Source organism: Mesorhizobium sp. CA13 (assembly GCF_020165235.1).
In the GTDB taxonomy this organism is placed as follows: Bacteria; Pseudomonadota; Alphaproteobacteria; order Rhizobiales; family Rhizobiaceae; genus Mesorhizobium.
Window position 1 is genome coordinate 21,460 of the sequence record NZ_JAIUHS010000010.1, and the last position, 25,576, is coordinate 47,035.

The 25,576-nt window shown below is 63.1% G+C and carries 26 protein-coding genes and 1 pseudogene; 20 read left to right on the forward strand and 7 right to left on the reverse strand.

What is annotated here, in order from left to right; genetic code table 11:
- Positions 1-114: 114 nt before the first annotated feature.
- Positions 115-972 (reverse strand): class I SAM-dependent methyltransferase, encoded by an 858-nt coding sequence (locus LB566_RS21275; RefSeq protein WP_224626776.1) that lies wholly within the window; start codon positions 970-972, stop codon positions 115-117.
- Between the two features lie 321 nt (positions 973-1,293).
- Complete coding sequence (locus LB566_RS21280) at positions 1,294-1,503, reverse strand: hypothetical protein (RefSeq protein WP_224626778.1); 210 nt, start codon at positions 1,501-1,503, stop codon at positions 1,294-1,296.
- Positions 1,504-1,881: 378 nt separating this feature from the next.
- Between LB566_RS21280 and LB566_RS21285 the strand changes: the two genes are divergently transcribed.
- The 7 genes from LB566_RS21285 (at position 1,882) to LB566_RS21315 (ending at position 7,156) form a co-directional block, all read left to right on the forward strand.
- Positions 1,882-2,766 carry a LysR family transcriptional regulator gene (locus LB566_RS21285; RefSeq protein ID WP_224626780.1) on the forward strand — a complete coding sequence of 295 codons (885 nt, stop codon included), beginning with the start codon at positions 1,882-1,884 and terminating at the stop codon, positions 2,764-2,766.
- 219 nt (positions 2,767-2,985) lie between these two features.
- Positions 2,986-3,585, forward strand: coding sequence for an NAD(P)H:quinone oxidoreductase (gene wrbA, locus LB566_RS21290; RefSeq protein WP_140551805.1), 600 nt, complete (start codon positions 2,986-2,988; stop codon positions 3,583-3,585).
- Positions 3,586-3,656: 71 nt separating this feature from the next.
- Entirely contained in the window at positions 3,657-4,211 is a 555-nt protein-coding gene (locus LB566_RS21295; protein WP_140551806.1) for a DUF1003 domain-containing protein, read from the forward strand.
- A 152-nt stretch (positions 4,212-4,363) separates the two neighbouring features.
- Positions 4,364-4,969, forward strand: coding sequence for a sulfite oxidase-like oxidoreductase (locus LB566_RS21300; protein WP_140551807.1), 606 nt, complete (start codon positions 4,364-4,366; stop codon positions 4,967-4,969).
- Positions 4,962-5,708 carry a ferredoxin reductase gene (locus LB566_RS21305; RefSeq protein ID WP_224626782.1) on the forward strand — a complete coding sequence of 249 codons (747 nt, stop codon included), beginning with the start codon at positions 4,962-4,964 and terminating at the stop codon, positions 5,706-5,708. The genes LB566_RS21300 and LB566_RS21305 overlap by 8 nt, the downstream gene beginning before the upstream one ends.
- Before the next feature lie 162 nt (positions 5,709-5,870).
- A complete protein-coding gene (locus LB566_RS21310; protein ID WP_224626785.1) occupies positions 5,871-6,662 on the forward strand; it encodes an antibiotic biosynthesis monooxygenase family protein in 792 nt (263 codons plus the stop codon).
- The gene (locus tag LB566_RS21315; protein ID WP_224626787.1) at positions 6,659-7,156 is read left to right on the forward strand and encodes an OsmC family protein; all 498 of its coding nucleotides are present in this window, start codon (positions 6,659-6,661) and stop codon (positions 7,154-7,156) included. The genes LB566_RS21310 and LB566_RS21315 overlap by 4 nt, the downstream gene beginning before the upstream one ends.
- Before the next feature lie 124 nt (positions 7,157-7,280).
- On the opposite strand, the gene LB566_RS21320 is transcribed toward LB566_RS21315, so the two are convergent.
- The gene (locus tag LB566_RS21320; protein ID WP_224626789.1) at positions 7,281-7,826 is read right to left on the reverse strand and encodes a carboxymuconolactone decarboxylase family protein; all 546 of its coding nucleotides are present in this window, start codon (positions 7,824-7,826) and stop codon (positions 7,281-7,283) included.
- A 117-nt stretch (positions 7,827-7,943) separates the two neighbouring features.
- Here LB566_RS21320 and LB566_RS21325 point away from each other — a divergent pair, with 117 nt between their 5' ends.
- The 8 genes from LB566_RS21325 (at position 7,944) to LB566_RS21365 (ending at position 14,473) form a co-directional block, all read left to right on the forward strand.
- On the forward strand, positions 7,944-8,891 hold the full coding sequence (locus LB566_RS21325) for a LysR family transcriptional regulator (RefSeq protein WP_224626791.1): 948 nt from the start codon (positions 7,944-7,946) through the stop codon (positions 8,889-8,891).
- Positions 8,892-9,020: 129 nt separating this feature from the next.
- On the forward strand, positions 9,021-9,674 hold the full coding sequence (locus LB566_RS21330) for a peroxiredoxin-like family protein (RefSeq protein WP_181172527.1): 654 nt from the start codon (positions 9,021-9,023) through the stop codon (positions 9,672-9,674).
- A gap of 175 nt (positions 9,675-9,849) precedes the next feature.
- Positions 9,850-10,794: a LysR family transcriptional regulator gene (locus tag LB566_RS21335; RefSeq protein WP_224626793.1), complete on the forward strand. Its 945-nt coding sequence runs from the start codon at positions 9,850-9,852 to the stop codon at positions 10,792-10,794.
- Positions 10,795-10,807: 13 nt separating this feature from the next.
- Complete coding sequence (locus LB566_RS21340; RefSeq protein ID WP_224626795.1) at positions 10,808-11,470, forward strand: peroxiredoxin-like family protein; 663 nt, start codon at positions 10,808-10,810, stop codon at positions 11,468-11,470.
- 491 nt (positions 11,471-11,961) lie between these two features.
- Positions 11,962-12,414, forward strand: coding sequence for a peptide-methionine (R)-S-oxide reductase MsrB (gene msrB, locus LB566_RS21350; protein WP_224626797.1), 453 nt, complete (start codon positions 11,962-11,964; stop codon positions 12,412-12,414).
- A gap of 2 nt (positions 12,415-12,416) precedes the next feature.
- A complete protein-coding gene (gene msrA, locus LB566_RS21355) occupies positions 12,417-12,929 on the forward strand; it encodes a peptide-methionine (S)-S-oxide reductase MsrA (protein ID WP_140551817.1) in 513 nt (170 codons plus the stop codon).
- 136 nt (positions 12,930-13,065) lie between these two features.
- On the forward strand, positions 13,066-13,320 hold the full coding sequence (locus tag LB566_RS21360; RefSeq protein WP_224626799.1) for a DUF2171 domain-containing protein: 255 nt from the start codon (positions 13,066-13,068) through the stop codon (positions 13,318-13,320).
- A gap of 124 nt (positions 13,321-13,444) precedes the next feature.
- Entirely contained in the window at positions 13,445-14,473 is a 1,029-nt protein-coding gene (locus tag LB566_RS21365; protein ID WP_224626801.1) for a transaldolase, read from the forward strand.
- Positions 14,474-14,661: 188 nt separating this feature from the next.
- Here the strand turns inward: LB566_RS21365 and LB566_RS21370 are convergent, their stop codons facing one another.
- The 3 genes from LB566_RS21370 to ileS all read right to left on the reverse strand — a co-directional run bounded on the left by LB566_RS21370 (position 14,662) and on the right by ileS (position 19,023).
- Complete coding sequence (locus LB566_RS21370; protein ID WP_224626803.1) at positions 14,662-15,615, reverse strand: AraC family transcriptional regulator; 954 nt, start codon at positions 15,613-15,615, stop codon at positions 14,662-14,664.
- A gap of 157 nt (positions 15,616-15,772) precedes the next feature.
- On the reverse strand, positions 15,773-16,009 hold the full coding sequence (locus tag LB566_RS21375) for a hypothetical protein (RefSeq protein WP_224626805.1): 237 nt from the start codon (positions 16,007-16,009) through the stop codon (positions 15,773-15,775).
- Positions 16,010-16,077: 68 nt separating this feature from the next.
- A complete protein-coding gene (gene ileS / locus LB566_RS21380) occupies positions 16,078-19,023 on the reverse strand; it encodes an isoleucine--tRNA ligase (RefSeq protein WP_224626808.1) in 2,946 nt (981 codons plus the stop codon).
- A gap of 824 nt (positions 19,024-19,847) precedes the next feature.
- Here ileS and LB566_RS21385 point away from each other — a divergent pair.
- Both LB566_RS21385 and LB566_RS21390 read left to right on the forward strand, forming a co-directional pair.
- Positions 19,848-20,060 (forward strand): hypothetical protein, encoded by a 213-nt coding sequence (locus LB566_RS21385; protein WP_224626810.1) that lies wholly within the window; start codon positions 19,848-19,850, stop codon positions 20,058-20,060.
- A 91-nt stretch (positions 20,061-20,151) separates the two neighbouring features.
- Positions 20,152-20,529 (forward strand): c-type cytochrome, encoded by a 378-nt coding sequence (locus LB566_RS21390; protein ID WP_140551823.1) that lies wholly within the window; start codon positions 20,152-20,154, stop codon positions 20,527-20,529.
- A gap of 179 nt (positions 20,530-20,708) precedes the next feature.
- Here LB566_RS21390 and LB566_RS21395 read toward each other — a convergent pair whose 3' ends face one another.
- Entirely contained in the window at positions 20,709-22,388 is a 1,680-nt protein-coding gene (locus LB566_RS21395) for a cation:proton antiporter (RefSeq protein WP_224626812.1), read from the reverse strand.
- 494 nt (positions 22,389-22,882) lie between these two features.
- Between LB566_RS21395 and LB566_RS21400 the strand changes: the two genes are divergently transcribed.
- The 3 genes and pseudogenes from LB566_RS21400 (at position 22,883) to LB566_RS21410 (ending at position 25,503) form a co-directional block, all read left to right on the forward strand.
- Positions 22,883-23,287, forward strand: a complete 405-nt coding sequence (locus tag LB566_RS21400; protein ID WP_224626814.1) for a YybH family protein — start codon at positions 22,883-22,885, stop codon at positions 23,285-23,287.
- A gap of 131 nt (positions 23,288-23,418) precedes the next feature.
- Entirely contained in the window at positions 23,419-24,696 is a 1,278-nt protein-coding gene (locus LB566_RS21405; RefSeq protein ID WP_224626817.1) for an MFS transporter, read from the forward strand.
- A gap of 82 nt (positions 24,697-24,778) precedes the next feature.
- Positions 24,779-25,503: pseudogene (locus tag LB566_RS21410) on the forward strand (SDR family oxidoreductase).
- Positions 25,504-25,576 lie beyond the last annotated feature (73 nt).

The following is a 25,576-nucleotide window of genomic DNA, read 5'->3' on the forward strand; positions in this document are numbered from 1 at the left end:
CCGGTGCTCGGAAGAGGCGCTACGCTTAGCCAGCAAACGTCCCTGCAAGGACCGTGAGCTCGGCACGGATCATGAGCACAGGTGACGACAGGCGGTTAAGTCGGACCGGTGCCGTCACATCGCTTTAGGCGCAGCAAGATATGGGATCGTGCCGACACTGCGCTTGGTCGCGCCGATGGAATAGGCCATCGGGATCTTTGGAAAGTTCTCTGGCAAGCCATACATATCCTTGCCGGCCCTTACGGCAAATGAAAAGTGCTGCCACGAGACCATGTCATGCTCATTCAGAAAATCGAGTGTGAGCCCAGCTGAAATCAGGGCGTTCACCACGTCACTAATCGGATGGATCCACTCGTAGTATCTGGGGTGCTTCAAGCGTCGGTCGTCGCCGGTATAGGTAAGTTCTTCGTTCCAGGCGAGCGGCTGAGCTATTGGGGTTCGCCAGTCGTGCTTCAATTCCAGCACCGCGGCCTTGCGATCACACTGGAACATCAAGGGATGACCCTCAGCCATATAGAGCCGGCCGCCGGGTCGCAGGAGATCGGCAACCACTCGCGCCCATCGACCGACGTCGTCCAGCCAGTTTACCGAACCCCAGGTGACGTAAGCGACGTCAAAGGTCCGGCCAAGCGCTTCGACCGCCTCGAACAGTGGCGCTTCCACGAAGCGCACATCCGCGCCTGCCTTGGCAGCGAAATCCCGCGCGGCCGCGATGGCTGTCGGTGAAAAGTCGAGGCCCGTCACGCTGCGCGCGCCAAGATTTTTCAAGCTGATCGTGTCGAGCCCAATGTGACACTGCAGATGGATGATATCCTTGCCGGCAATATTGCCAACCTCGCGCGTTTCCAGCTCATAGAGATTGGATCCGCCTGCTAGCACATTCTCGATCTGGTAGCTGCCGGTCTTGTCCGTCGAATGCAGTTCGGCCCGATCATCCCAATTGAGGCGGTTCGCACCCAGAAACGATTCCACGTCCCCTCCGATCGCCAGCGCTGACCGACGCTTGGTAAACAAGTGTTTAATATCTTTGCAGCGAACGGGTCGCGCGTCAATGTGATGGCCGCGCCAAAGCAAGACCTCGAACGTATCCGGGAGGTTCCGGGTAACATGGATCGCGACATGAACGCCCTGGGACCTCGAGGTCGGACGATTTCGGCGCTTGAGCACTGAACGGAATCGACCCCATTCCCGCCTCGCAGGCGCCTCGTCGAGTTGGAACAGCCCCAACCCCGCGCGGACCTCTTGGGAGCCTGCGTGACGACTTGTGCCCTTCTGGTCCGCTTGCGCAGAAGGTCAAGCAAGTATTCCGCAACACTGGCATAGATTGTGCGGCGCTCCCCGGATCGGCGCATGGAAGTCCTGCAAGAGAGCTTCGAGCCGGTGCTTCACGGCCATGTCGCCTAGACCTTCGCGACGGCAGCGCACCTTCAAGCCTGCCACGCCCGTCTCGTCCTCGTCGAAGGCATCGAGATAGGGGAAGGCCACATTCCCTCTCGCAGCCATCGAGATGCCGCGCAACGTGCCAGGTGCCGAGCGGCTAACCTTCCACGTCCTGCTCGCGGGATCTCGTCACCGACACCGGAGAGCGGCGCCGGGCGCACGAGAGACAATATCTCTCACTTTTTGAGAGGTAATGTCTCGCAAATATACGATTATATTGGAAGTCGATAGGCACTACCTGTTTGACTGGGTTGGATTGAGCCGCTGAGGAGACCGGCAAATGCCTGGAAAGCCACGATCGAGAGCGCAGTTGGCCACTTTCGCTTCGGCCGACCGCAGCGGGCTTAGGATCATCACCCTTGCGGTGGCGGTCGCCGCCTCGGTCGACCCGACCCTGACCGCGCGCGTCCTCCGTCTAGCACACTACGGGCGTACCGAGCGATGAACGACCGACTCTCCGCACTCAGACTGTTTGTCCGCGCCGCGCGCGTCGGCAACTTCTCGCGTGCTGGGCGAGAACTCGGCCTGTCGCAGCCGTCGGCATCCCGGCTGATCGCCGCGCTCGAGGAGGAGGTCGGCGCGACACTCTTCAGCCGCACCACGCGAGCGGTGACGCTGACGGACGCCGGCGCGATGTACCTGACGCGCGTTGAGGCGATCCTGGCGGCGCTCGACGAGGCCGATCACGAGGCGCGCGGAACGGGAGAGTTGCGCGGCTCGCTCCGCGTCGGCACGCCGATAAGTCTCGGGCTCAGGGAAATCATCCCACGTCTTCCCGCGTTCATGAAGCAGCACCCGGCGCTGAAGATCGAGCTCCGGGTGACTGACCGCTACCCAGACCTCGTGACCGAGGGCATCGACGTATCGTTCCAGTTCGGCGCCCTGCCCGACTCGAGCGCGACGGCGCGCAAACTCATCCACCAGCCGAGGATACTCACGGCCTCCCCGGACTACCTACGGGAGCGCGGCACGCCCACGATGCCGTCGGACCTCGCGCACCACTCGGTGATCATCAGTCCGGCGCATCCCTCGCCGACCTTCTCCTTCCGCAAGGACGGCCGCGTCACCTCCGTGCGCGTTGACAACCAGCTCTCCATCACCATCAACGAAGGAGCCACTGCAAGCGCCGTCGCCGGGCTGGGGATCGCCACATCAAGCGAAAGCAGCGCGCTGGCGGAGCTCGAGGCCGGGCAGCTCGTACGGGTGCTGCCTGACTGGGATTTCGGCTCGATGGAACTCAATGCGCTCTTCGTCAGCGGAAAGACCATAAAGCCTTCCGCACGGGCATTTACCGACTACCTTCTCAGGGAGCTCCGTGCTGCCTAGGGCGGCTCCGGCCAGGGCTCGCCCTGACAGCGGCATTCCCCGGAGTTATTGATACAATACCTTTACCCCACCCCCGGCGAAACCTAACGCTGGCAAAACGCAACCCCAAACGTCCGCCGTCGCGCTGGAGGTTCTCCATGCGTTTCGATGCCGTGTGCGGGAGCGAAGCGAAATATCCCAAAGTGTAATCGGGCCCGCGCCCGACTGATGAAGGCTCCCATGACCAAAGTACTCGTGCTCTACTACTCCTCCTATGGACACGTCGAAAAGCTCGCACACGAAATCGCAGCGGGCGCGCGCGAGGCAGGGGCGTCCGCGGACGTGAAGCGGGTGCCTGAACTTCTGTCTCCGGAAGCCGCCAGGGCAGCCAACTATAAGCTCGATCAGACCGCCCCGGTCGCCCGCATCGACGACCTCGCCGATTACGACGCCATCGTCGTAGGCACAGGCACGCGCTTCGGCAGGATGTCGTCCCAGATGGCAAGCTTCCTCGACCAGGCTGGCGGCCTATGGGCGAAGGGAGCCCTCCATGGCAAGATAGGCGGCGCCTTCGCCTCGTCGGCGACGCAGCACGGCGGCCAGGAGACGACCCTGTTCACCATCATCACCAACCTCCTCCACTTCGGTATGACGGTGGTCGGGCTGAATTACGGGTTCGCCGGGCAGATGAAAGTTGACGAGATCACCGGCGGCGCACCTTACGGCGCGACAACGATCGCCGGGACGGACGCGCAGCGACAGCCGAGCGAGAACGAGCTTGCCGGCGCCCGATACCAGGGACGCGCCATCGCGGAGACCGCCGCGAAGCTCCACGGCTAAACGACACAAGCAGCAGGCGGCAAGGCGCTGGCCGCGCCGCCCGCGCAACCAAGCGGAACGGTGCTGGGAACGTGGAAGAGAAGGCTCAAGACCAAGACGGCATGGAACAGGCCGAGCACGACCTGCTCGCCGATCTCAGGCGAGCGCGCCGCTCACTTCGCCTTCAGGACATGGATGAGCCCCCGGTGGTTGTGCGCCTGACGTCAGGGCAAAGGATAGCCGACGCGGTCGCCACAGTCATGGGATCGTGGAGTTTCATCATCGTCCAGAGCGCGATCCTGTTCGTCTGGATAACCGCCAATCTGGTCGGCGCGATCAGGGGCTGGGACCCCTATCCGTTCATTCTTCTCAATCTCGCGCTTTCGTTCCAGGCGGCCTACGCCGCGCCGGTCCTCATGATGAGCCAGAACCGGCAGCAGGACATCGATCGCAAGGCTGCGGAGAACGACTACCGGATCAATGTGAAGGCGGAGCTCGAGATAGAGTTGCTGCATGAGAAGATCGACCGACTGCGTGAGTGCGAAGTCCTCAATCTAACGGAGGCCGTCAGGATGCTGACCGAGCTGTTGGAGCAGTCGGCGTCGGGTGCACGCGGGTCCGATGCGGAAGGTGGACTGCCATCATAACGCGCGGCTATCGACTTCATGGCGTGACGTCATTTCCCATTCGCCGGGCGGAATTCCATGCTTGGCCGGTACCTTGCTCATCTGGCGCACAACAGCTTAGTGTATTGCGCGGGATGACACTCCCTTTCACCAGCCGACGGAGGAACTCCGCTATGGTCACTCGCGGGTTCACAGGCCGCCAATCCGGATCAGAACTATCGGACCGGATCCCCCCGGGACAGCATGTCGTCGACAGCTTCCCGGTGCTTACCGCCGGCCCCACGCCGCGGATCGAGGCCGCGGACTGGACTTTCACGCTGAAGGTCGGTCCTCGTCCGGTCAAAGCGTGGAGCTGGTCGGAGTTCAACGCACTCCCGCGAACCAGGATGACGCGCGATATCCACTGCGTCACCTCGTGGTCGAAGCTCAACACCGCCTGGGAAGGCGTCGCCGTCGACGACATCCTCGCCGACGCCGGCCTTAGCGCACCCACACCGTTCGCGCTCGCACATTGCTACGACGGATACTCCACCAACGTGCCACTCGCGGATCTCGCGGTGGGGAAGGCGATGGTCGCGCTGAAGTACGAAGGCCAGCCGCTGCCGCGCGACCACGGGGGGCCGGCGCGCCTGCTCGTGCCGCATCTCTACTTCTGGAAGTCGGCGAAGTGGGTGAATGGGCTTCAGTTCACGGAGCGCGACGAGGCCGGTTTCTGGGAACTGCGCGGATACCACAAGTACGGCGATCCGTGGCGTGAGCAGCGATACACGAATGACTGAAGCGATTGCCGCAACCGTGCGATGGCAGAGCTGCGCGATTGTCGAAATCACGACGAGAACGCCGGCTATCAAGAGCTTCTTTCTCCGCCTCTCCGAAACGTTCGACTATACGGCTGGACAGCACGTCGACGTGCGGCTGACTGCGCCCAACGGCTACATTGCCATGCGCAGCTACTCGATCGCCTCGGCCCCGAGCGAATCCAAGGTGATCGAGCTGGCGATCGAGCGCCTGGTGGACGGCGAGGTCTCCCCGTTCTTCCACGACGTCGCCCAGATAGGCGACACGATCGAGCTTCGGGGGCCGCTTGGCGGACACTTTCTCTGGCCGGGGCCTTCCAACAAACCAGTGCTGTTGATCGGCGCCGGCTCCGGCGTCGCGCCGCTCATGGCCATGATCCGGTATCGGAAGGCCAGCGCCGAACCCGTGCCTGTCGCGCTGGTGCTCTCCTCCAGGACCTGGCGCGACGTGCTGTTTAGGGACGAACTCCTCGAGCTCGAGAGGTCGCTTCCCGATTTCGCGTTCGCCTTGGCGCTGACACGCGAGCCGGCGACGCGCCGCGACGACTTCAGCAGGCGAATCGACGCCAGGATGGTCGCTGACGTCGCGGCACGGCTGCCTGTGTCCCCCGGCTGCGCCTTCGTATGCGGGTCGAACGCCTTCGTTGACATCGCCGCGAACGCGGCGCTCGCTTTGGGACTGAACGCCAAGGCGATCAAGACCGAACGCTACGGCGCTTGAGAGACGATCCCTCTCGCTTTGCGAGAGTATAGTTTTCGCGAACGCCGGATTATCCCTTGGCCGCGCCAGTGACGGTCATACCGGTGCAAGGGGACGTGTCGGTGACGGAGACGGAAGCCACCATGTGCTGTCCAGGACACACTCCAGAAGCAGGATACGAACATGTTTTCAGTGATTTTTGAGGTCCTCCCCAATAAGGAGAACTATGACGACTACCTCGACAACGCCAAGATGCTGCGCTCCGAGCTGGAGCAGGAAGCAGGCTTCGTCGACAACATCCGCTACAAGAGCCTGACCCGCGAGGGTTGGATCCTTTCGCTTTCCAACTGGCGGGACGAGAAGTCGCTCGTGCGCTGGCGCACCCGCAGGCGCCATCACGAGGTCCAGCAGAAGGGTCGCGACGAAATCCTCGCAGACTACCACCTACGCGTCGGCCAGATCACCGCCGACGATCGGGTGCCGACCGGGTACGCGCTCACCGAGCAACGGCTCGACGAGACCGAAGTCGGCGAGGCAACGGCGGTGACGCTGATCAACGCGACTCGCCCCGCGGAGTGGAAGCAGACCAACAACCCGTACGATTGCGCCGAGCGGCTCGGGCTGAACCCGTGGGCCGCAGACAGCACGTCCTGGGACATCTTCGATGCCGTACTCACGCCCGGCGACCTGATTCTGCTCATATCCTGGAAGGACGCCGCTGCGGCGCAGGCCTACGAGGACGCTTCCTTGCCGAATGACAAGGCGAGAGTCCGCAGGGTGCGGATCGTGCGCGACTATGGGAAATATGACCGTCGCGAGGCGCCTCAGTACTACGCAGACGCCAAGGGCGGCGAGACCCTCCACGCCTCACACCACACCTGTCGGGAAGGGCTGACCTGCCGCGAGTTCGACTCCGCGTTCGCCCAAGCGCGAGCCGTGGAGCCCTGTCAAAAATTTGAAAGGAAGATACGATGACGAATTCGAATGACGACGGCGCTTCCCGCCCACAAGCTGTGGTGGCCGGCGACCTTGACAGCGACGGCACGCTCAACGGCCGTGCCGGTGCATCGGAGTTCTCGATCGGCGGCCCAGGCGGCAGGGGCGGCACGACGGCGGGGGCGAACCCCTACGAATTGCTGAGCGCTTCGCTCGCCGCGTGCACCGCGATGACGATACGGCTGCAGGCGCGAAGGCGGAAAATCCCGCTTTCCCACGTCGAGGTGGCCGTGTCGTACCGCCATGGCGGCGATGGCGGGCGCGACTCCTTCGAGCGCTCCATCAGTCTCGAAGGAAGCCTTGGCGACGAGGAGCGCGCCCAATTGATGCAGGCCGCGAACATGTGTCCCGTCGGGCGGACGCTCGGCCTCAGCGCCGATATCCGCACGAACGACAAACTCAGCGGCGGGCGGGCAGCAAGCTATGACGACGACTTGAGTGAGCTTCCGATCCCGAACATCGACCCCGACTAGAGTGCCGCCAGGTAGTCCGCGAGCGGCAAGGGCGTTGTTGCGCTTGGTGTCGTAGCAGGCCGCAAGCACCCCTCCAGATATTGGATTCCGCAGCCCTCCCCTTCCCAAAGGAAGACACCTCTCGCTAGCCCGCCTTCGCCGGATCGACCTCTGGAAAATCGATGGGAGTCTGCACCGCGTTGTTCATGAAGTTGGTCAACAGGAACTGGGCAGTCAGCGCGATCATCTCGACGATGTTGGCGTCGGTCCATCCAGCGTCCTTGACCGACGCGAACTGGGCATCGGAAACCTTACCGCGCGTCTCGATGAGAGCTTTCGCGAAGGCCACCGCAGCTTGCCGCTTCGGGTCGCTCGACCGGCCTTGCCGATTCAGCGCGATCTCCTCTGGGGGTATCTTCGCCAAGTTCGTCGAGACGTAGCTGTGCGCGGCAAGGCAGTAGTCGCAGCCGTTAGCCTCCGAGACTGCGAGCGCGATCCCCTCCCGGGTCTTCAGGTCGAGGGTCTTGGACACCGGCCCCATCAGACCCGCCCAACCGCCGAGGGCGTTCGGGCTGATGGACATGAGGCGATAATGATTGGGCACGAAGCCAAGCATCTTGTTGATGTTGTCGAGAATTGCCTGGGATCCGGCGGGCGCGTCGTCGCGGCCTGGGATAACGATGCGGGACATTGTCTTCTCTCCGTTGGACTCCGGCCGGCTCGACCTTCAGACGGTCGAGGTAGCCCCTACCGTGCCGGGGCATAATCCGGTAATCGTGAGAAATGGCCTCTCGAAATGTGAGAGAAGATGGACCGTTTTGAAGCAATGTCGATTTTGGTAGCTTCGGCCGAGGCCGGCAGTTTCTCTGCGGCGGGACGGCAACTGGGCGTCCCCCTACCGACCATCAGCCGCAAGGTCGCTGACCTGGAGGCCCACCTCAACACACAGTTGCTGGTCCGCTCGACACGGAAGCTATCGCTGACCGAGACGGGGCTCGCTTACGTAGCCGCCTGCAAGCGCATCCTGGAGCAGGTCGAGGAGGCGGAGTCGCATGCCGCCGGGGAGTACACCGTCCCGCGCGGCACGCTGACGATGACGGCGCCGATCGTCTTCGGACGCCTCCACGTCGTACCGGTCGTGAACGAATTCCTCGCGCGCTTCCCGCAGATCAATGTTCACCTGACGCTCTCCGACCACACGATCAACATTGTCGACGAGCACATCGACCTGGCCGTCCGTGTCGGTGCGCTGCCCGACAGCACGCTCGTCGCCACGAAGGTGGGCGAGATCAGGCGCGTGGTGTGCGGCAGCCCCGACTACTTCGCCGCCCACGGCGTCCCGAAAATGCCCGAAGACCTGGCCTACCACATGTGCGTGACGTTCACGGCCCTGGCATCTGGGATGACGTGGATCTTCAACCCGCGCGGCAAAGCGACCAAGGGCGTGCGCCCCTTCTGCCGGCTGAAGATCAACACGGCCGAGGCCGCGATCGACGCGGCGATCGCGGGCGTCGGCGTGACGAACGTGCTCTCCTACCAGGTCGCACGGGTGGTGGCCGCCGGGCAGCTCAGGCTCATCCTGGAGGACTATGAGCCGGACCCGATCCCGGTGCATCTGGTGCATCCGGGACAGGCGAACCTGCCGCTCAAGCTGCGGTGCTTCACGGAGTTCGCCGCGTCTCGGTTGCGCAAATCTCTGGCGGCCGACCTGGCCAAGCTCTCTGCGCCCAAGACCAGCCCCGAAAAGAAGAAATAGCCTTCTCACTCGCGGGCGATCATTCATGCATGACAAGAATAACTCAAACTCGCGCAGCGAGACTAGCGCCGCCGCACTGGATAAGCGATTATCCTGCCGGCAAACCGGGCCGCGCGCGACGAGCCGAAAATGTTACTCCAAGATGAACTGGACGCTCTGAAAGCCGAGCGTCTCGCCACGACCCCACCGAAAGTGACGCTGGTTCGACAACGGGCGATGGAAGCGCTTGCCGCATCCGGATTGGCCGAGCGAGCCGCGCACGCCGGCGAGCAAGCCCCCGCCTTCCTGCTGCGTGACGGCTACGGCGGGGCGTTCTCGTCGCGCGAGGCGCTGCGTCGCGGGCCGATCGTCCTCGTGTTCTACCGGGGGAGATGGTGCCCCTACTGCAACATCGACCTGCGAGCGATCGAGTCGGTCTTCCACGACATACGCAGCCTCGGCGCGTCGCTGGTCGCCGTCTCGCAGCAGACGCCTGACAACAGCCTTGAGACGCAGAGGCGTAACGGGCTGTCGTTCGCAAGCCTGGCCGACGCGGGAGGCGAGGTCGCGCACGCTTTCGGTCTGCGCTGGAAGGTCTCCGACGAACTGCGTGCCGTCGAGGAGGGTGGCGACATGGATCTCGCGGCCTTCAACGGCGATCGGAGCTGGACGTTGACCATGCCGGCCCGGTACGTCGTGGCGCCCGACGGGACGATCGCATACGCCGACATCAGCGTCGACTACACGCGGCGCGGCGACCCGTCCGAACTGATCCCGGTCCTCGCCCACCTCGCCGCGCACTAGCCCGCCTTCAGAGGTTCCAGAAAGCGTGTCCGTGCGTCCAAACCGATAGAACCGGGCCTTTCCAACGTGGTCCTGCAAGTGGCATCCATACGCCATGAGTGCGGCGTGCCTGGTCACGCCGTCGAGTGCAGAGCCTCGTCAGTATAGTCGCCAGCAACTTGACGGAGAAAAACCCATGGAGCTTCATCAAGTTCGCTACTTCCTCGCCGTAGCGGCCACGCTCAATTTTACCCGCGCTGCCGAGCAGTGCAATGTCACGCAGCCCGCCCTGACCAAGGGGGTGCAGAAGCTCGAGCGGGAGCTCGGCGGCCAGTTGATCTACCGCGAGCGCCAGTTGACGCAGCTCACTGATCTTGGGAAGGAAGTCCTTCCGATGCTGGAGCGGACGCTGGCCTCGGCAGAGGCGGTGCGCCGCAGAGCCCAAGAGTTCCAACGCAAGGAGGTTGCGCCACTGAAGATCGGCCTCGCCCCGTCCATCTCTGCGTCGCTCGTCCTCGACCCGATCGCGGAGATTGCAAAGTTCGTTCCTGGACTTCAAGTCGAACTGCGCGAGGGCGCAGCGGAAAAACTCGTCGATCTCTTGCTTGAGGGGGAGATCAACGCCGCAATGGTCGGGGACGTACAGGACATCCCCGACCGCATCGACGGCTGGTCGCTGTTCGAGGAGCGCTACGTCGCAGTTCTCGCGCCGACACACCAGCTCGCAAACCGTCCGTCGATCGGCATCGACGACCTCCGCGAGACCATCTTGCTGGAACGCACCGGATGCGACGTCGCCCCGAAGATCCAACGGTCGTATTTCCCCGAAGAACCGCCGCATCTCGGCCACTGCAGCGGTCACGACTTGCACCTGCAGCACATGGCCGCGGCTGGCTTTGGCGTGATACTCGCGCCCGAGCACATGCCGCGCCTTCCGGCACTCAAGACCATTCCACTCGAGGGCGATCCGGTTTCGCGGCAGGTGCGGTTGCTGGCAGTGCAGGGGCGCCGCTACTCGCCGGCGCTGGACGCCTTCGTCAAGGTCGCGCGGCTTCGCGACTGGTCGGTCGAAATCCCCGACCCGGGCAACGACACGCACGCCCCCCGCCAATCGCTTCCAGCCAATCGATCCGCAGCCTGACGACGCCTCACCGATGCCAAACCAGACCGACAAAACACTTGCCCAGATTCGCACAGAGCTGTTGACGACGTTCAGCGCCGCGGATTGGGAGTCATACAACCACCTCGTGGGGTGGCTGCGCGATACAGGCGTGGCATCGCATGCGTTGAAGGTCGGAGACGCCGCGCCGGACTTCCTCCTGCCGGACGCCGACGGCCATCTCCACTCCTCCGAGGAGCTGCGCCGCAACGGACCCCTCGTCCTGAGTTTCTTCCGAGGCGGCTGGTGTCCGTTCTGCACCGCCGAGCTGTGCGCCCTCCAGGCCGCGAGGGACGAGTTCGAGAGCGTCGGCGCGACCCTCGCGGTCGTCACACCCGAGACCAGGGATTTCCCGCGGCAGCTCAAACAGAGCCTGGGCTTGGACCTGAAGGTACTCGCCGACGTCGACTACGGCGTTGCCATGTCGTATGGCGTACTGTTTCGGATGCCCGACGAGACCAAGGCACACTATTCCGGGCTAGGCTTCGACCTCGGCGCCCGGCACGGGTCGTCGGTCTGGATGCTGCCCATTCCCGCGACCTACGTGATCGACGCGGCAGGCCTGATCCGCAACGCGTTCGTCGAGCCCGATTTCACGATACGGGCAGAGCCGGCACAAATCTTGGCCTCGCTGCGCCAGGCCGCCTCCACATCCTAGCTGGAAGGGCCCGCCATCCCAGAACGGCAACGCGCAACGCATGGACCGGCGATACGTCTCAAGCCTGGGAGCCGTCTGGAACATATCCGAGGACGAACGCGATGACCTTCTCGACCGGCATTTCGCAGGGCCGCAAGGAGCTCTCGCCGGACCTCAGCCGGTAAAGGTTGAAGCTGACCACGTCGCCGCCGGCGAGCGCTCGCGCGAACAGGCTGCTCCGCTTTCGGTCGCAAGACCTGCGGACGGTGACGCCGTACCGCAGCCCCTCATACAGGCCTTCACCGTACCCGCACGGAATCGCGGCGAGTGCCGATTCAAAATCTCGTTCTAGCAATGTCTGACCCTTCGGTTCGGGGGCAAGTGAATCCGTTCCCGCCAGATAGAAACACCTCGGGCGGCGATCCGCGTGGCATCGTTTCGATAGCCGCAGGTGATTGGACGCTCACCAGCCCCGTGCCTATCTTTGGCGCACGACTAAAGGGAGTAGCGCGATGCCTACTTACAGGAAAACCCCCGAGGCGGTCTCAAAGTTGACCCCCGAGCAGTACCGCGTAACACAGACTGACGGGACCGAGCGCCCCTTCGCCAACGAATACTGGGACAACAAGGAGCCCGGCCTCTACGTCGACGTGGTATCGGGCGAGCCGCTCTTTGCGTCGACCGACAAGTTTGACAGTGGCACGGGTTGGCCGAGTTTCACGCGGCCTCTTGAAGCCGCGAACGTCGTCGAGAACGTGGACAGCTCGCACGGCATGACACGGACCGAGGTCCGCTCCAAGCACGGCGACAGCCACTTGGGCCACCTTTTCCCGGACGGGCCGCGCGACAAGGGCGGGTTGAGATACTGCATGAACTCAGCCTCTCTGCGTTTCATCCACCGTGACCAACTGGAGAGCGAAGGTTACGGCGAGTATGCAAAGCTCTTTGCAAAGCAGGAGGTCTGACGATGGCAGCGACTACAGAGCGCGCGATCCTGGCAGGGGGTTGTTTCTGGGGAATGCAGCAGCTGGTGCGGCGCCTTCCCGGCGTCGTGGCGACGCGGGTCGGATACTCCGGCGGCGACGTCAAGAATGCGACCTACCGCAACCACGGCACGCATGCGGAAGCGATCGAGATAACGTTCGATCCGAGCAAGACGAGCTTCCGCGATCTGCTGGAGTTCTTCTTCCAGATCCACGACCCGACGACTCCCAACCGCCAGGGAAACGACCACGGCGCCAGCTACAGGTCTGCGATCTTCTATGCCAGCGAGGAGCAGCACCGCGTCGCGCAAGACACGATCGCCGACGTCGAAGCCTCGGGGCTGTGGCCCGGCAAGGTGGTGACCGAGCTCTCTCCCGTTGGCGATTTCTGGGAGGCTGAACCCGAGCACCAGGACTATTTGGAGCGCCACCCGAATGGCTATACTTGCCACTTCGTCCGTCCGCAGTGGAAGCTTCCGCACAGAAGCGCCGCCTGAGGGCGGCGTTGGGACGTGTCGGCGGCGGCGGCGGACGCGGCCTACCTCGCTTGCATAAATGAAGGTTGCGATGCGTCCTCGCTTGCCGGCGGACGCATCGCTGCGCAATGATCGGCAGACCCACAGGAGAGACGAAATGACCACGGACAAGATCGTTCAGAACATGGAAGTGATCGGTGCGGATGGCGTCCACGTCGGCACCGTCGACGGCGTCGCCAGCGGTCGCATCAAGCTCGCGAAGCGCGACAGCGGCGAGGGCCAGCACAAGGGCCACGCGCACTTCATCGCTCTTGGACTGGTCGCCGACGTCGAGGGGCAGAGGGTTCGCCTTTCCGCGAACGCGGCTGTGGCGGTGACATTCGAGGAAGAGCAGTCGGGAAAGCCCGTCTGAAGACGGACGGTCCGATGACCCTGACCACGCGCAAGGCATAGAACAGCGCGAGCCGGCGACAAGAAGGCAGGCTCGCACCCCGTGCCGCATACAAGGGCGTGGCCGACATCAAGAGGAAAAGGCCTTGGCGTCGAAGCTGGATCAACTACGCGCAATGACTACGATCGTGGCGGACACCGGCGATCTCGCAGCGCTGGCGCGTTTCAAACCGGTGGACTGCACGACGAATCCCACGCTCATCCTGAAGGCGGTCGACACTCCCGAGTACAGGGATGTCGTAGACGAGGCGTTGGCATGGGGACGCAAACAGAGCGGCGATGATGTACGCGTCGCCGCCGCGACGGCAGACCGGCTCGCAATCTCCGTCGGGGTCGAGCTCTTGCGACTCGTGCCAGGGTATGTTTCCATCGAGGTAGACGCCAACCTGTCCTTCAACATCCGAGCATCGGTCGCACGAGCGCGGCAGATTATCGACTCCTATATGCAGCGAGGCATCCCGCCCGAGCGCGTGCTCATCAAACTCGCTTCGACGTGGGAGGGAATACGCGCTGCAGAGATCCTCCAACGCGAGGGTGTAAAGTGCAACATGACGTTGCTGCTGAACAGGGCCCAGGCGGTCGCGAGCGCTGAGGCTGGCGCCTTCCTGATCTCACCCTTTGTAGGCCGCATATACGACTGGCACAAAGAGTCTACTGGAAAGGAAGTCGCCGCCCACGAGGATCCCGGCGTCCGCTCCGTGCGGGACATCTACGGGTACTACAAGTCGAATGGCATACAGACGATCGTCATGGGCGCGTCGTTCCGCAACACCGGCCAGATCGAGGCGCTGGCCGGATGCGATCGGCTCACGATCGCGCCAGCGCTCATGGACGCCCTTGCCTCCGAGGAGGGCGAGCTCAAACGCGCCTTGGCTCCGGCCGCCGCGGAGCCGCGCTCCCTTCGAACGGCCGAAGACGGGATCTGCCACTGGTTCGTGAGCGAAGATGCTGTCGACATAAAGCACCCGGACCCTGCGGACCCGATCGACGAGACAACCTTCCGGTGGATCATGAACGAGGACGCGATGGCGACCGAGAAGCTGGCCGAAGGCATCCGCGTGTTCGCTCACGATCTCCAGACGCTCCGCCACAGGATCGCCGAACGCCTCCAGTGAGTCCCGCGACGTCGCCACGATCGACAGCAAACACAGCCAAGTTTCGTCGCAGAGTTGCAGGCCGGTGGACGGACCGTTCGCGCCGTCCAAACCTCGAAACCCGGGGCACCCTTTCCAGTCGCGTCCAGCACGCCTTGCCTCGCTCGCGCGCGAGCGGCGCCTATGCTCTGGCGGAGTGAATGCCGGCGTCAGGCTGCATTGGATTCCTCGATCGCGTCTTCGGTCGGCGTGGCGCTGTGAGACGAGTCGCGCCGCGCCCTGGCACGGTATTCCGACGGGTCGCTGTCGTAGTACCTGCGGAAAGTGCGCGTGAAGCTGCTCCGGCTCTGGTAGCCGGCGTTCAAGGCAACCTGGTCGACAGACAGCGCATTGGCCGCGAGCAGGTCTGCTGCGTGGCGCATCCTGACCCGGCGGAGCAACGACATCGGAGACTCTCCGAAGGCGGCGGCAAACCGCGCCATGAAAGCCGAGCGGCTGAGACCGACGGCGTGCGACAGGCTCTGGACGGTGTGCGGCACGGACGGGCGCGAGGCCATTTCGGCGAAAGCCCGTGCGATCGGCGGATCGCTCAAGATCGAAAACCGCTCCACCCACGCGTTCGTCGAGACCAGGCAGCGCCGGAGCAATGCGAGCACAACGAGTTTCAGCAGCGCCGCCGACATCGGCCCTCCACCGACATCCTGGGCTGCGAGCTCGGTCATTGCATAGGCCATCACCTGGTCGAGCTGGTCGTGCACGTCGAACGTCTCGACGATGGGCGTTGCAAGGGAGGCGAACAAGTCGAGTGCTGGACCGTAGTTGGCGCGAAAGGACCCGCACGCAAGCACCAGCGCCGGCTCGCCGTTGCCGACGGTGTGCCGCTGCGAGGACCCCGGTGTGAAGCCGCAATTGTTGTAATTACTGGCGTGCCGCGGTGCGGTCGCGCGCTGCGTCGCGGCGATCGTCATCGATCGCCTCGGCGGAACGATCACCAGCGTGTGCGGCGTCAGGCGTATAGGTGTTTCGTCGTCGAGGAGGATGAATCCGGCGCCTCGAAGACAATAGTGGATGGTGGAGGCGTCGGTGCGGGCGAGCGCTAAATGCGTGCCCGCCGCAAGCGCGCACTCCGACAGCCTGACGAAAGTGACGTCCAAGGTGGTCATCAATTTGTCCAGGTCTTGTCGCGATATACGCCGGAACGGCTCGCCTGCCACGTCCAGAAGCCTTTATGGTGCTCAGGCCCACATCAGCTCGGCTTTGGGACAGCGGGACGATGCCATCTCACGCAGGCGACCAGCCTTCGCGACTGGGTGATGGGGCCTAGCGCACTCCAACCTGATCTGGGCTCTTGATCGGTTCGGTCTTCGTTGCCTTCAACTGAAGACGCTGAACAATCGCCCAGTTGCGGTCGATCGGGTAGTGGTTGCTGCCGAATTTGATAAATTCAGCAGCAACATGAATAAACCGGCTGAGCGTCTCAGCGACCCGGCGAAGCTCTGTGAATTCACCCGAACGCACGCCGACGCGCGTGAACGGGAGGCGCGCTACGTCAGGCACTATGCGCCGACTGGAGCGCCGGTGGTCCATCCGTTCGAGTTGCGTGAGTGAATTGAAAGGCGGCTGATTTATAGCCGCCCGAGTTCCCTTAGTTCCCGCAAGGCCGCCGCGTCGCGCGCGGAGACATCGGGAAATTTCGGATCGGAGCCGACATCGTCGGTATAGCGCCAGGAGCGGGCGCATCTTCGCCCTTTTGCCCTGGCGAAGACGACCGCGACACCCTTGACGTCCTCCAGCGTGAAAGCGCCGGCGGGCGGCTCCTCGGCGCGGATGTCGATGCCGCTGGTGATGCAGATCTCGGCCATATCGACGCCCTCAATCGCGGCGCGCAGCTCGAGATCGGTGATGTTGACCACGGGCGCCGCTTCCAGCGAGGAGCCTATCGTCTTTTTTGCACGCTCGATCTCCAGCGATGCCGTCACAACGCGTCGAACCTGCCGCACTTTCCGCCACTTCTCTGCCAGCTTCTCGTCGCGCCATTTTGCAGGAACGCTCCGGAATTGCTCGAGATGGACGGACGCCGCCTCGGGATGACGCTCCAGCCAGGCTTCCTCCATGGTGAACGGAAGCATTGGCGCCATCCATCTCACCAAATTGTCGAAAAGGCGCCGCACGACTTCGACCGCTGCCTTGCGCCTGAGACTGGACGGCGGGTCGCAATAGAGCGCGTCCTTGCGAATGTCGAAATAGAAGGCCGACAGCTCGACCACCATGAAATCGATGAACGCACGAGTGATGCGCTTGAACTCGAAGGCGTCGTAGCCCTGGCGCACCACCTCATCGAGTTCGGCCAGACGATGCAGCATCAGCCGTTCCAGCTCCGGCATCTTCTCCAACGGCACCTCCTCGCCATCGTCATGGGCGAGCGTGCCCAGCATCCAGCGGATGGTGTTCCTGAGCTTGCGGTAGGCGTCGATGTTGGTCTGCAGCACGTTCTTGCCGAGCCGCTGGTCTTCCCAATAATCGGTCGTCACCACCCACAGGCGCAGGATGTCAGCGCCGGACTGTTTCATCACATCCTGCGGCACCACCGTGTTGCCGAGCGACTTCGACATCTTGCGATCCTCCTCGTCTATGGTGAAACCATGGGTGACGACGGTGTCGTAAGGCGCCCTGCCCCTGGTACCGCAGCTTTCCAGCAGCGAGGACTGGAACCAGCCGCGATGCTGGTCGGAGCCTTCGAGATAGACATCGGCCGGCCATTTCAAGTCCGGCCGGTCTTCAAGCGTGAAGGTGTGGGTCGAGCCTGAATCGAACCACACGTCGAGGATGTCCTTGACCATCGCCCAGTTCTCGTTGGCGCGGTTTCCAAGGAAGCGCTCGCGCGCGCCATCGGCGAACCAGGCGTCAGCTCCCTCCTTCTCGAAGGCCTCGACTATGCGGACGTTGACCACCTCGTCCTTCAGGACATTGCCGTCTTCATCCGCGAAAACGCAGATCGGCACACCCCAGGCGCGCTGGCGCGATAAGACCCAATCCGGGCGCTCCTCTATCATGGCGCGCAGGCGATTGTGTCCCCCGGACGGCACGAAGCGCGTGGCCTCGATCGCGGCGAGCGCGCGCGAACGCAGCGTTGTGCCGTCGCCCAGCTCCTTGTCCATATAGATGAACCATTGCGGCGTGTTGCGAATGATCACCGGCTTTTTCGAGCGCCAGCTATGTGGATAGGCATGCTTTAACCGGCCGCGCGCGAAGAGCATGTTCTTCTCGATCAGGGCGTCGATAACCGCCTGATTGGCATTGCCCTTCTTGCCGTTGGCGTCGATGACACGCGCAGCGCCGCCCGGTCGATCCGGACCGAAGCCAGGCGCGTCCAACGTGAAGAAGCCGGCATCGTCGACAGTGAAGGGGATGGCCGAGGAGATGCCTCGCGCCTCAAGCTCGCGAGCATGCTCGACCCAGGCATTGAAGTCCTCGCGGCCATGGCCCGGCGCGGTGTGCACGAAACCAGTGCCGGCGTCGTCGGTGACGTGCTCACCGGAAAGCAGCGGCACGGCGAACGAATAGGGCTCGTGCTCATACATATGGCCACTGCGGGTCGCGCGGCTCCAGCCTCTCAGCGGGTGCGCGCAAATGATGGCACCGAGTTCCTCAGCCGAGACATCGCGCCGCCGCTGGCAACGCAGTTTGGCCTTGGCGAATGACCCTTCCGCCAGCACATCGGCGAAGATCAGCTTCTCGCCGGGCTGCGGGCCAAAGTCGTTCTGGGCGGCGGTGACCTCGTAAAGGCCGTAGCTGATCTTGGCAGAATAAGAGATTGCGCGGTTGCCAGGGATCGTCCACGGCGTAGTCGTCCAGATAACGACAAAGGCGTCGGCGAGTTCCGCCGTCTCGCCGGCCACCGGAAACTTCACCCAAATCGTATCGCTCTCATAGTCCTGATACTCGACCTCGGCCTCGGCCAGCGCGGTGCGCTCGACCACGCTCCACATAACCGGCTTGGAGCCGCGATAGAGCTGGCCCGAAATGGCGAATTTCAGGAGCTCACCGGCAATCATCGCTTCAGCGTGGAAGTTCATGGTCGCGTAAGGATTGTCGAAGTCGCCCTCGATGCCGAGACGCTTGAACTCCTCCGTCTGCACATCGATCCAGTGCTGCGCAAAGTCGCGGCATTCCTTGCGGAACTCGTTGACCGGCACCTCATCCTTGTTCTTGCCCTTGGCGCGGTACTGCTCCTCGATCTTCCACTCGATCGGCAGGCCGTGGCAGTCCCAGCCGGGCACGTAATTGGCGTCGCGGCCGCGCATCTGGAAGGAGCGGTTGATGACGTCCTTGAGGATCTTATTCAGCGCATGGCCGATATGGATGTTGCCGTTGGCATAGGGCGGACCATCATGCAGCACGTATTTCGGGCGGCCGGCGGAGGCCTCGCGCAGCTTGCGGTAGAGATCCATCTCCTGCCAGCGCTTGACCAGCACCGGTTCCTTCTCGGGCAAACCGGCACGCATCGGGAAATCCGTCTGCGGCAGGTAAAGCGTCTTGGAATAGTCGATCGTCTCAGCTGTATCGGTCATTGTTTCGCCATGTGGTGCCCACCGGATTTTCAGCCGCGGAATCCGCGAAATCTGAACCGACAACGGCCATGAATTCCAGGGCGACGAGTTCCAGGCCCAAACGGGAGCGCCGCAGGCTGCACGCCGCCGCAGCGGAAAAGGTAAGTCCGCGGATCGCACCGCGAATCCACAATCCGTCGCCGTTCGTCCAGACACAGGGCTCGCCGCGGCCCTATCCGGACAATCCAGCCATGAGCCGGCTTGAAATGTCTTTCCGCGACGGCGTGCTCGCAGTTGCCTGCCAAAAGGTCGAAGACGGCCGCGAAGCGTTGCGAACGCGACCGGGAAAGAGTGATCGCAAAGTGCCCCTTCATGTTCTTTCTACGCCGTCCGGCACCCCGCGCGCGGCGCGCTCCTCTATGGCTGACCGCAGGCTGACGGGACGCCGGCGCGCGCGCTTTTTCCGACGATACCTTGGGCAATCGAATGCATGTCCAAAGGGAATTTCTAATTTCGTCCGCTGCGTTCGATCCTGATCTCGGCAGGAAGCGATCGATACTTCGGCCGGGGCGGAGGGGCCGCCGCGCATCAATGATCACACGATTATGCCGCGATGAAAAAGTGGACTGCAACTCCGATGACCAATGACCAGAGCGACAAAACCTTGCATCCGAGCCGTCGAGGCTTTCTCAGCGTTGCCGCTGCCACGGGCGCTGCTTCGCTGGCACCGGCTGTCGTGATAGGAACCACCGCGACGACCGCGGCTCTCGCGGAAGCATCCGAACCGGCCTCCTCCCCCCGTGGATGCTTCCGCGAGTACTATCGCCGTCAAGTTGCCGCCGCCCATGTCCAGCTATCTGTCCTTTGGTCCGGACGAAGCCGGCTTCGTCGAGGTCCTGATCAACGTGATGGGTCCTGCGGATGCACTGATACCCGGCGGCCTCGATTGCGGCCTTGCGGCCTACATCGACCGACAACTGGCAGGTGGTTTCGGCAAGGGCGCGCGCCTTTATACGCGCGGCCCCTGGCGAGAGGGTAAGCCTCAACTGGGCTACTAATTGCCGCTCACACCCGAGCAGTTCTTCAAGGCGGGACTGACCGCCGCGGCCGCGCCACCTCTGAGTGCGATTAAAAGAAAGGACGTACCCAATGAAAGGCCCAGGAAAGATCGGTGCGTTTGTCGCGGTACTCGTACTTGCGGGAGCAACCGTGAATCATGGCTACGCGCAGGACGCCGAGCACGGAAAAACCATCTTCAAATCCTGCGCGGCATGCCATGCGACGGACCATGCCAATCGCGTCGGACCGGGCCTGGGAGGAATCATCGGCAGGAAGGCGGGTGCGGTTCCCGGCTTCCGTTACAGTAACGCGATGAAGACGTTCGGGATGGTCTGGGATGCGAAGATCCTCGATGCGTATCTGGAATCGCCACAGAAGGTGGTTCCCGGAAACAGGATGCCCTACGCAGGGCTGAAGAACGCGACGGATCGGGCGGACCTCGTTGCCTATCTTGCTACGTTGAAGTAACGGCGAGAAGCCCACGATTACATTTATCGTGCAGAAGAGCACGCCATCGACGCTAGCGAGCCGATCGCGGAATCTGGTCGTCAGTACTTTGCCGAAGATTTGAGGTAGCGGACCAAACTCGGCACATCATCCGCGGTGGACGACCGATCGTGCCGGTGGAATAGACGGCAGCGCCCGTATTACGCGGCCAAGGGGCTCGTGATCCGGGCCCGTTGCCGGTCCGCCCAGGCGGAGACGGCATCAGGTGCGATTCCGAACGCGGTAAGCAGCGCTTGAGCCGCTTCAAGGCCGTGAGATTCGTCGGGCGAGACCACTGCTTCGAGTCCAAGCTCATTGAGCTGCGCGGCCTCGTCGTCGGTGCGTGTCACCCAGAGCCGGTGAAGGTCCGGGTAGAGCGCCAGAGACGACGGTATCCAGTCCCGGGCAGCCGCGATCGAGGAGGCCGTCATCACGCTGAACTGTCGGCCGCCCAGGTCGAAGGCACGCCAAAGCCTCGCATCCGACGCATCCCCGAAGGAAGCATTGTAGCCGTCGGCTATGGCGTCGCGAAGTCGGGCGCCATCGCGTTCGACAGCGTCATAGCCAATGTCAAACTCCTCAAGCGCGTCCGCGATCGTCCGCCCGACATCTCCCATGCCGACGATGATGACCGGGTTGATCTTTCCCTGTGGTACCATCTCGGTTTGCATCTTGCGTGTCGCGCGCGTCCGCAAACGTCCGGCAATGTTCCGGCCGATATAGGCAAGCGCCGGGGTTGCGGCGAGCGTGAGAGCAACGGCTGCGATGAGCTGCGCGACCGTAGCGTCGCCGACGCGCGCGCGAACGCCGGGCATCGCAAACACCACGAAGGCGAATTCCGAGCCGCCTGCCATCAATACCCCCAATTGGATCGAGCCGGGCACAGACCATCGGAAGGCCAGGCTCGCGAGGATGTTGCCGGCCGACTTCAGCGCGATGATCCCGACCGCCATGACGACGATCGCGGCCCAGGCGCTCGTGATCACGGCGCGGTCCAGCGAAGCGCCGGTCGACAGGAAAAAGAAGCTGACCAGGAGACCTCGGAAAGGGCCGATTTCCGAGCGCACGCTCGCCTTGAACGGACTCTCCGCCACCATCATCCCACCCAGAAAGGCGCCGAGTGTCATCGACAGGCCGACCATGGCAGCCGACCAGCCGGCGGCGAGCGCGATCAGCAGGGCTGTAGCGGTGAAGACCTCCTCGCCTCCGTGCCGCGAGAGGATGGCGAAGAGCGGGCGGACGATGAAGCGGGCCGAGAGCAGCGCCACCGCAATCGCTACCACCGTCTTCACCAAGGCCGCGAGCATGGCCAGGAATGCGGAGCTATTCGCCGGCGTCGACGTCAGGATGAGAAGAAAGATGGCGGCGACATCCTGAAAGATCAGGATCGCTATAGCCGTGAGTGCGACCGGACAGTTTTGCTGCCGACGGTCGGCAATGACTCCCGCTACGATCGCGGTCGATGAAAGCGCCAGTGTAGTGCCGACAACGAGCGCAGCGATTGCCGACAAGCCGAGCGCCCATGCGCAGCCACCGATGAGGATCGCCGACGCACCGACCTGAAGCGGCCCGAATCCGAAGATGTCGCCCGCCTCGCGGCGGACGTGCGCCGCTGAGAAATGAAGGCCGATATCGAAGAGCAGGAAAACAACTCCAAGCTCGGCGAGCAGGTGAACCGTTCCTCCAGCCGAAAGAAGCTCGGGGCGAACGGCGGACACGACCATGCCGAGGAACAGGTAACCAACGATCGGGTTCACTTTGAGCATGCGCGACAAGACGGCGGTCGCGATGCCCAAGGCCAGTATTACCAATATCGGACAGATAGCTTCTGCAATCTCCACTGACACTATCCCTACTGGCCGCGGAGACCGGGCCGAGGTGCCAGGCGCGAGCTAAACAACGGAGATTGGCGCATCTCATTCCCCCAGACCTCGGCCGTCGGCAAATCATCCTCGCGTCTCAAATTCGACCGCGCACCGAATCTCTACGAGCGTGCTTACCCAACCCGGCTTTGCCTGGAATTCCGAACACCATCGATAGAACTATCCGCACTGCACACGGCACGCTTAAACACCATGGAGGTCGAACCTTTGGCGAGGAAATCACCTCTCGCCATTGAATCGATAGACGATTGTTATCGCCCGGCGTGACGCGGCGGCCGGCGTTACCTGGCTTGATTTGCGAAGGCTAGCGAGGACTTCCGTCGCGCTATTCCCCACCACTATGGAAACCATATGGGCCGGCTATTGGAAAAATTTGTCCGGCGCTGCGATCAGTAACTGCGACATTCGCAAATCTCATCGAGTAGCGCCCAGCTCAAAACAGGAGACCCCTGATGTCCGAGACCTTTCCACTCCCAACTGAACCCGAAGACATTATCCCGTCGCTGGTTAAGCGGTTTAACTCGGGCGAGGTCAGCAATCAGATGGCCATGTACGCCCCGGAGGCCGTGTTCGTTGCGAACGACGGGCGAACGATCACTGATCGCGCAGAGATCGCTGCCATAATCGAGCACGATATCAAGCTCGGCCTGCCACTGAAGGCAAATGTGCGCCATGTGTTCGTTGCCGGCGATACCGCCCAGATCGTGTTGGACTGGTCAATTGATGGCACAGGTCCCGACGGCAAGCACGTACACCTGCATGGCACAGCGAGCGACATCATGCGCCGCGGCGCGGATGGGTTCTGGCGCTATATTATCGACAACAATCAAGGGACGGCAATGCGACAGCCCGCCTGACATAGGTGCGCCACGGCAGCTCTCGGCGATGGAGCCACTCTTGGGCCTGGCGTCGACGATCACCGCCACTTGGTGAAACTACCTGGTCGCAGATTTTGGACCTGCGCGCCCAAATTCCCGGGAGACGAAGGATGCACGGCTCGATGCAGAACGTGGCGCCAGTGATCAACGAGGCTCGCCGGGACGGAATGCTCCGGCTGGCATTCTTATCTGCGGTAGTCTCCCTGGTGGCCTCGTTTGCCGCGGCGGCCGCGCCGATCCCCCTGTACAACATCTATCGGGCGCAGGACGGCTTCACCAACGCCAGCATCTCGATGGCCGTCGTCGCCTATGCCGTCGGCACGATCGCCGCACTGTTGGTGCTGGGACGACTGTCCAATCATCTGGGCCGCCGGCTCACTGCGATCGCTAGCCTCAGCCTGCTCCTGCTGGGCTGTCTGCTGTTGCTGAATGTGCACGACGTCGGCACCCTGCTGGCCGGTCGGCTGCTGGTGGGCGTCGGTACCGGGTTAGCCAGCAGCAGCCTGACCTCCTACATTGTCGACGCCGCGCCCGGCAGGCCAGAATGGCTGGCCTCCGTCGCCTCCAGCCAGGGACCGATGCTCGGCCTCGCTGTCGGGGCAATCGCCTCCGGCGCTCTGGTCCAGTTCGGCCCCTGGCCACGCGAGCTCATCTACCTGGTTTGCATCGGCTTTCTGTTAGTGTCTGCCGCACTCATCGCCATCAGCCCCGAAACAGCGACTCCGACGCAGGGTGCTTGGCGATCGCTGCAACCCCGGGTCCACCTACCGGCCCGGGTCAGGCATCTGCTCCCTGTCGCGGCAGCGGTGTTCCTGGCCACCTGGGCGGCCGGAGCCTTCTACCAGGCCTTCGTGCCTGCGCTGGTCGAAGATCAACTCCACACCCGCAGCCCGCTCATCCTCGGATTGGTGTTCACCGCCTATATGACCCCCAGCGTTCTCGGCGCGCCGATCGGCGGCCGATTCACATCCGCGGCAGCCCAACGCCTCGGCATGATCACCTTCCTGGCCGGAATGATCGGCATCATCGCGGCGATCTCCGCCAGCACACTGGGATTGTTCATCATCGCAACCATTGTCGCGGGCGCCGGCCAAGGCATCGCCATCAGCGCCGCCACCCGTGGTCTGCTGCACGGCAGTGCCCTGGCCGACCGCGCACCGATATTCAGCGTGATCTACCTGCTCAGCTACAGCGGCGCCGCCTTCCCCAGCCTCATCTCAGGCCGGCTGTCCAACACGTTCTCGATACCGCAGATCGCCTTCGGATATGGGGTACTTGCCCTCGGTGCCACCCTGTTCACCGTCCTCGGTGCACGCAACCCGCACCCCGACACGACCGGTAATAACACCTGCGACAGTTCGGGCGCCAACGGTTCACCAATACATTGAACAGTGTCATGAGGATCGTCGCTGTCTTGGGCGTCACATCGAAACGATGATGCTTCCGGCGACCGACGACGGAGAGTAGGCCATGAGGATGGTCGTGATCGGCGGCACTGGCCTGATTGGCTCGAACACCGTTGCCATTCTGCACCAGGGCGGCCACGAGGTCGTCGCGGCATCGCCCAAAGGTGGCGTCAACACCGTCACCGGAGAAGGGCTCAAAGCAGCCATGTCTGGCGCACAGGTGGTGATCGACCTCTCCAATGTGCCGGCATCTGACCGCGAGGCGGCGTTGGAATTCTTCGAGACCTCCGGCCGCAACCTTGTCGCGGCAGAGGCCGCAGCGGGCGTTCGGCCTCATGTCGCGCTGTCCATCGTCGGGACCGACAGGGTACCCGACCAAGGCTATTACCGCGCCAAAGTCGCCCAGGAGAAACTGGTCGAGGCTTCCGGTATTCCCTACACGATCATCCGCTCGACCAGTTCCTGGAATTCCTCGGCGGCATCGCCGATGCGAGTATGGATGGTGGCGTCGTGAGGATTCAGCCGGCTGACGACGTTGCTGCCGCCGAAGTGGCCTTCGACAAGCCGCGAAACGGGATCGTCGAGATCGCAGGCCCGGAACGAGCGGAGTTCAACAAAATCGTCGCTCGTTATTTGAAGGCTGCCGGCGACCCGCGGAAGGTCGTGAAAGATCCCGAAGCCAGGTATTTCGGAGGGCGGCTCAAGGAAAAAGTCGCTCGTACATTGGGCGAAGCGCGTCTCGGCCGGCTCAATCTCGAGGAGTGGTTGGGCCGGTCGCGGATGTGGTGATCGACGAGCTCATCTGGTAATACCCAGGCGCCCAAAACGCATGATCGGCCGTCCGACATCCTCCCCGCCGCGC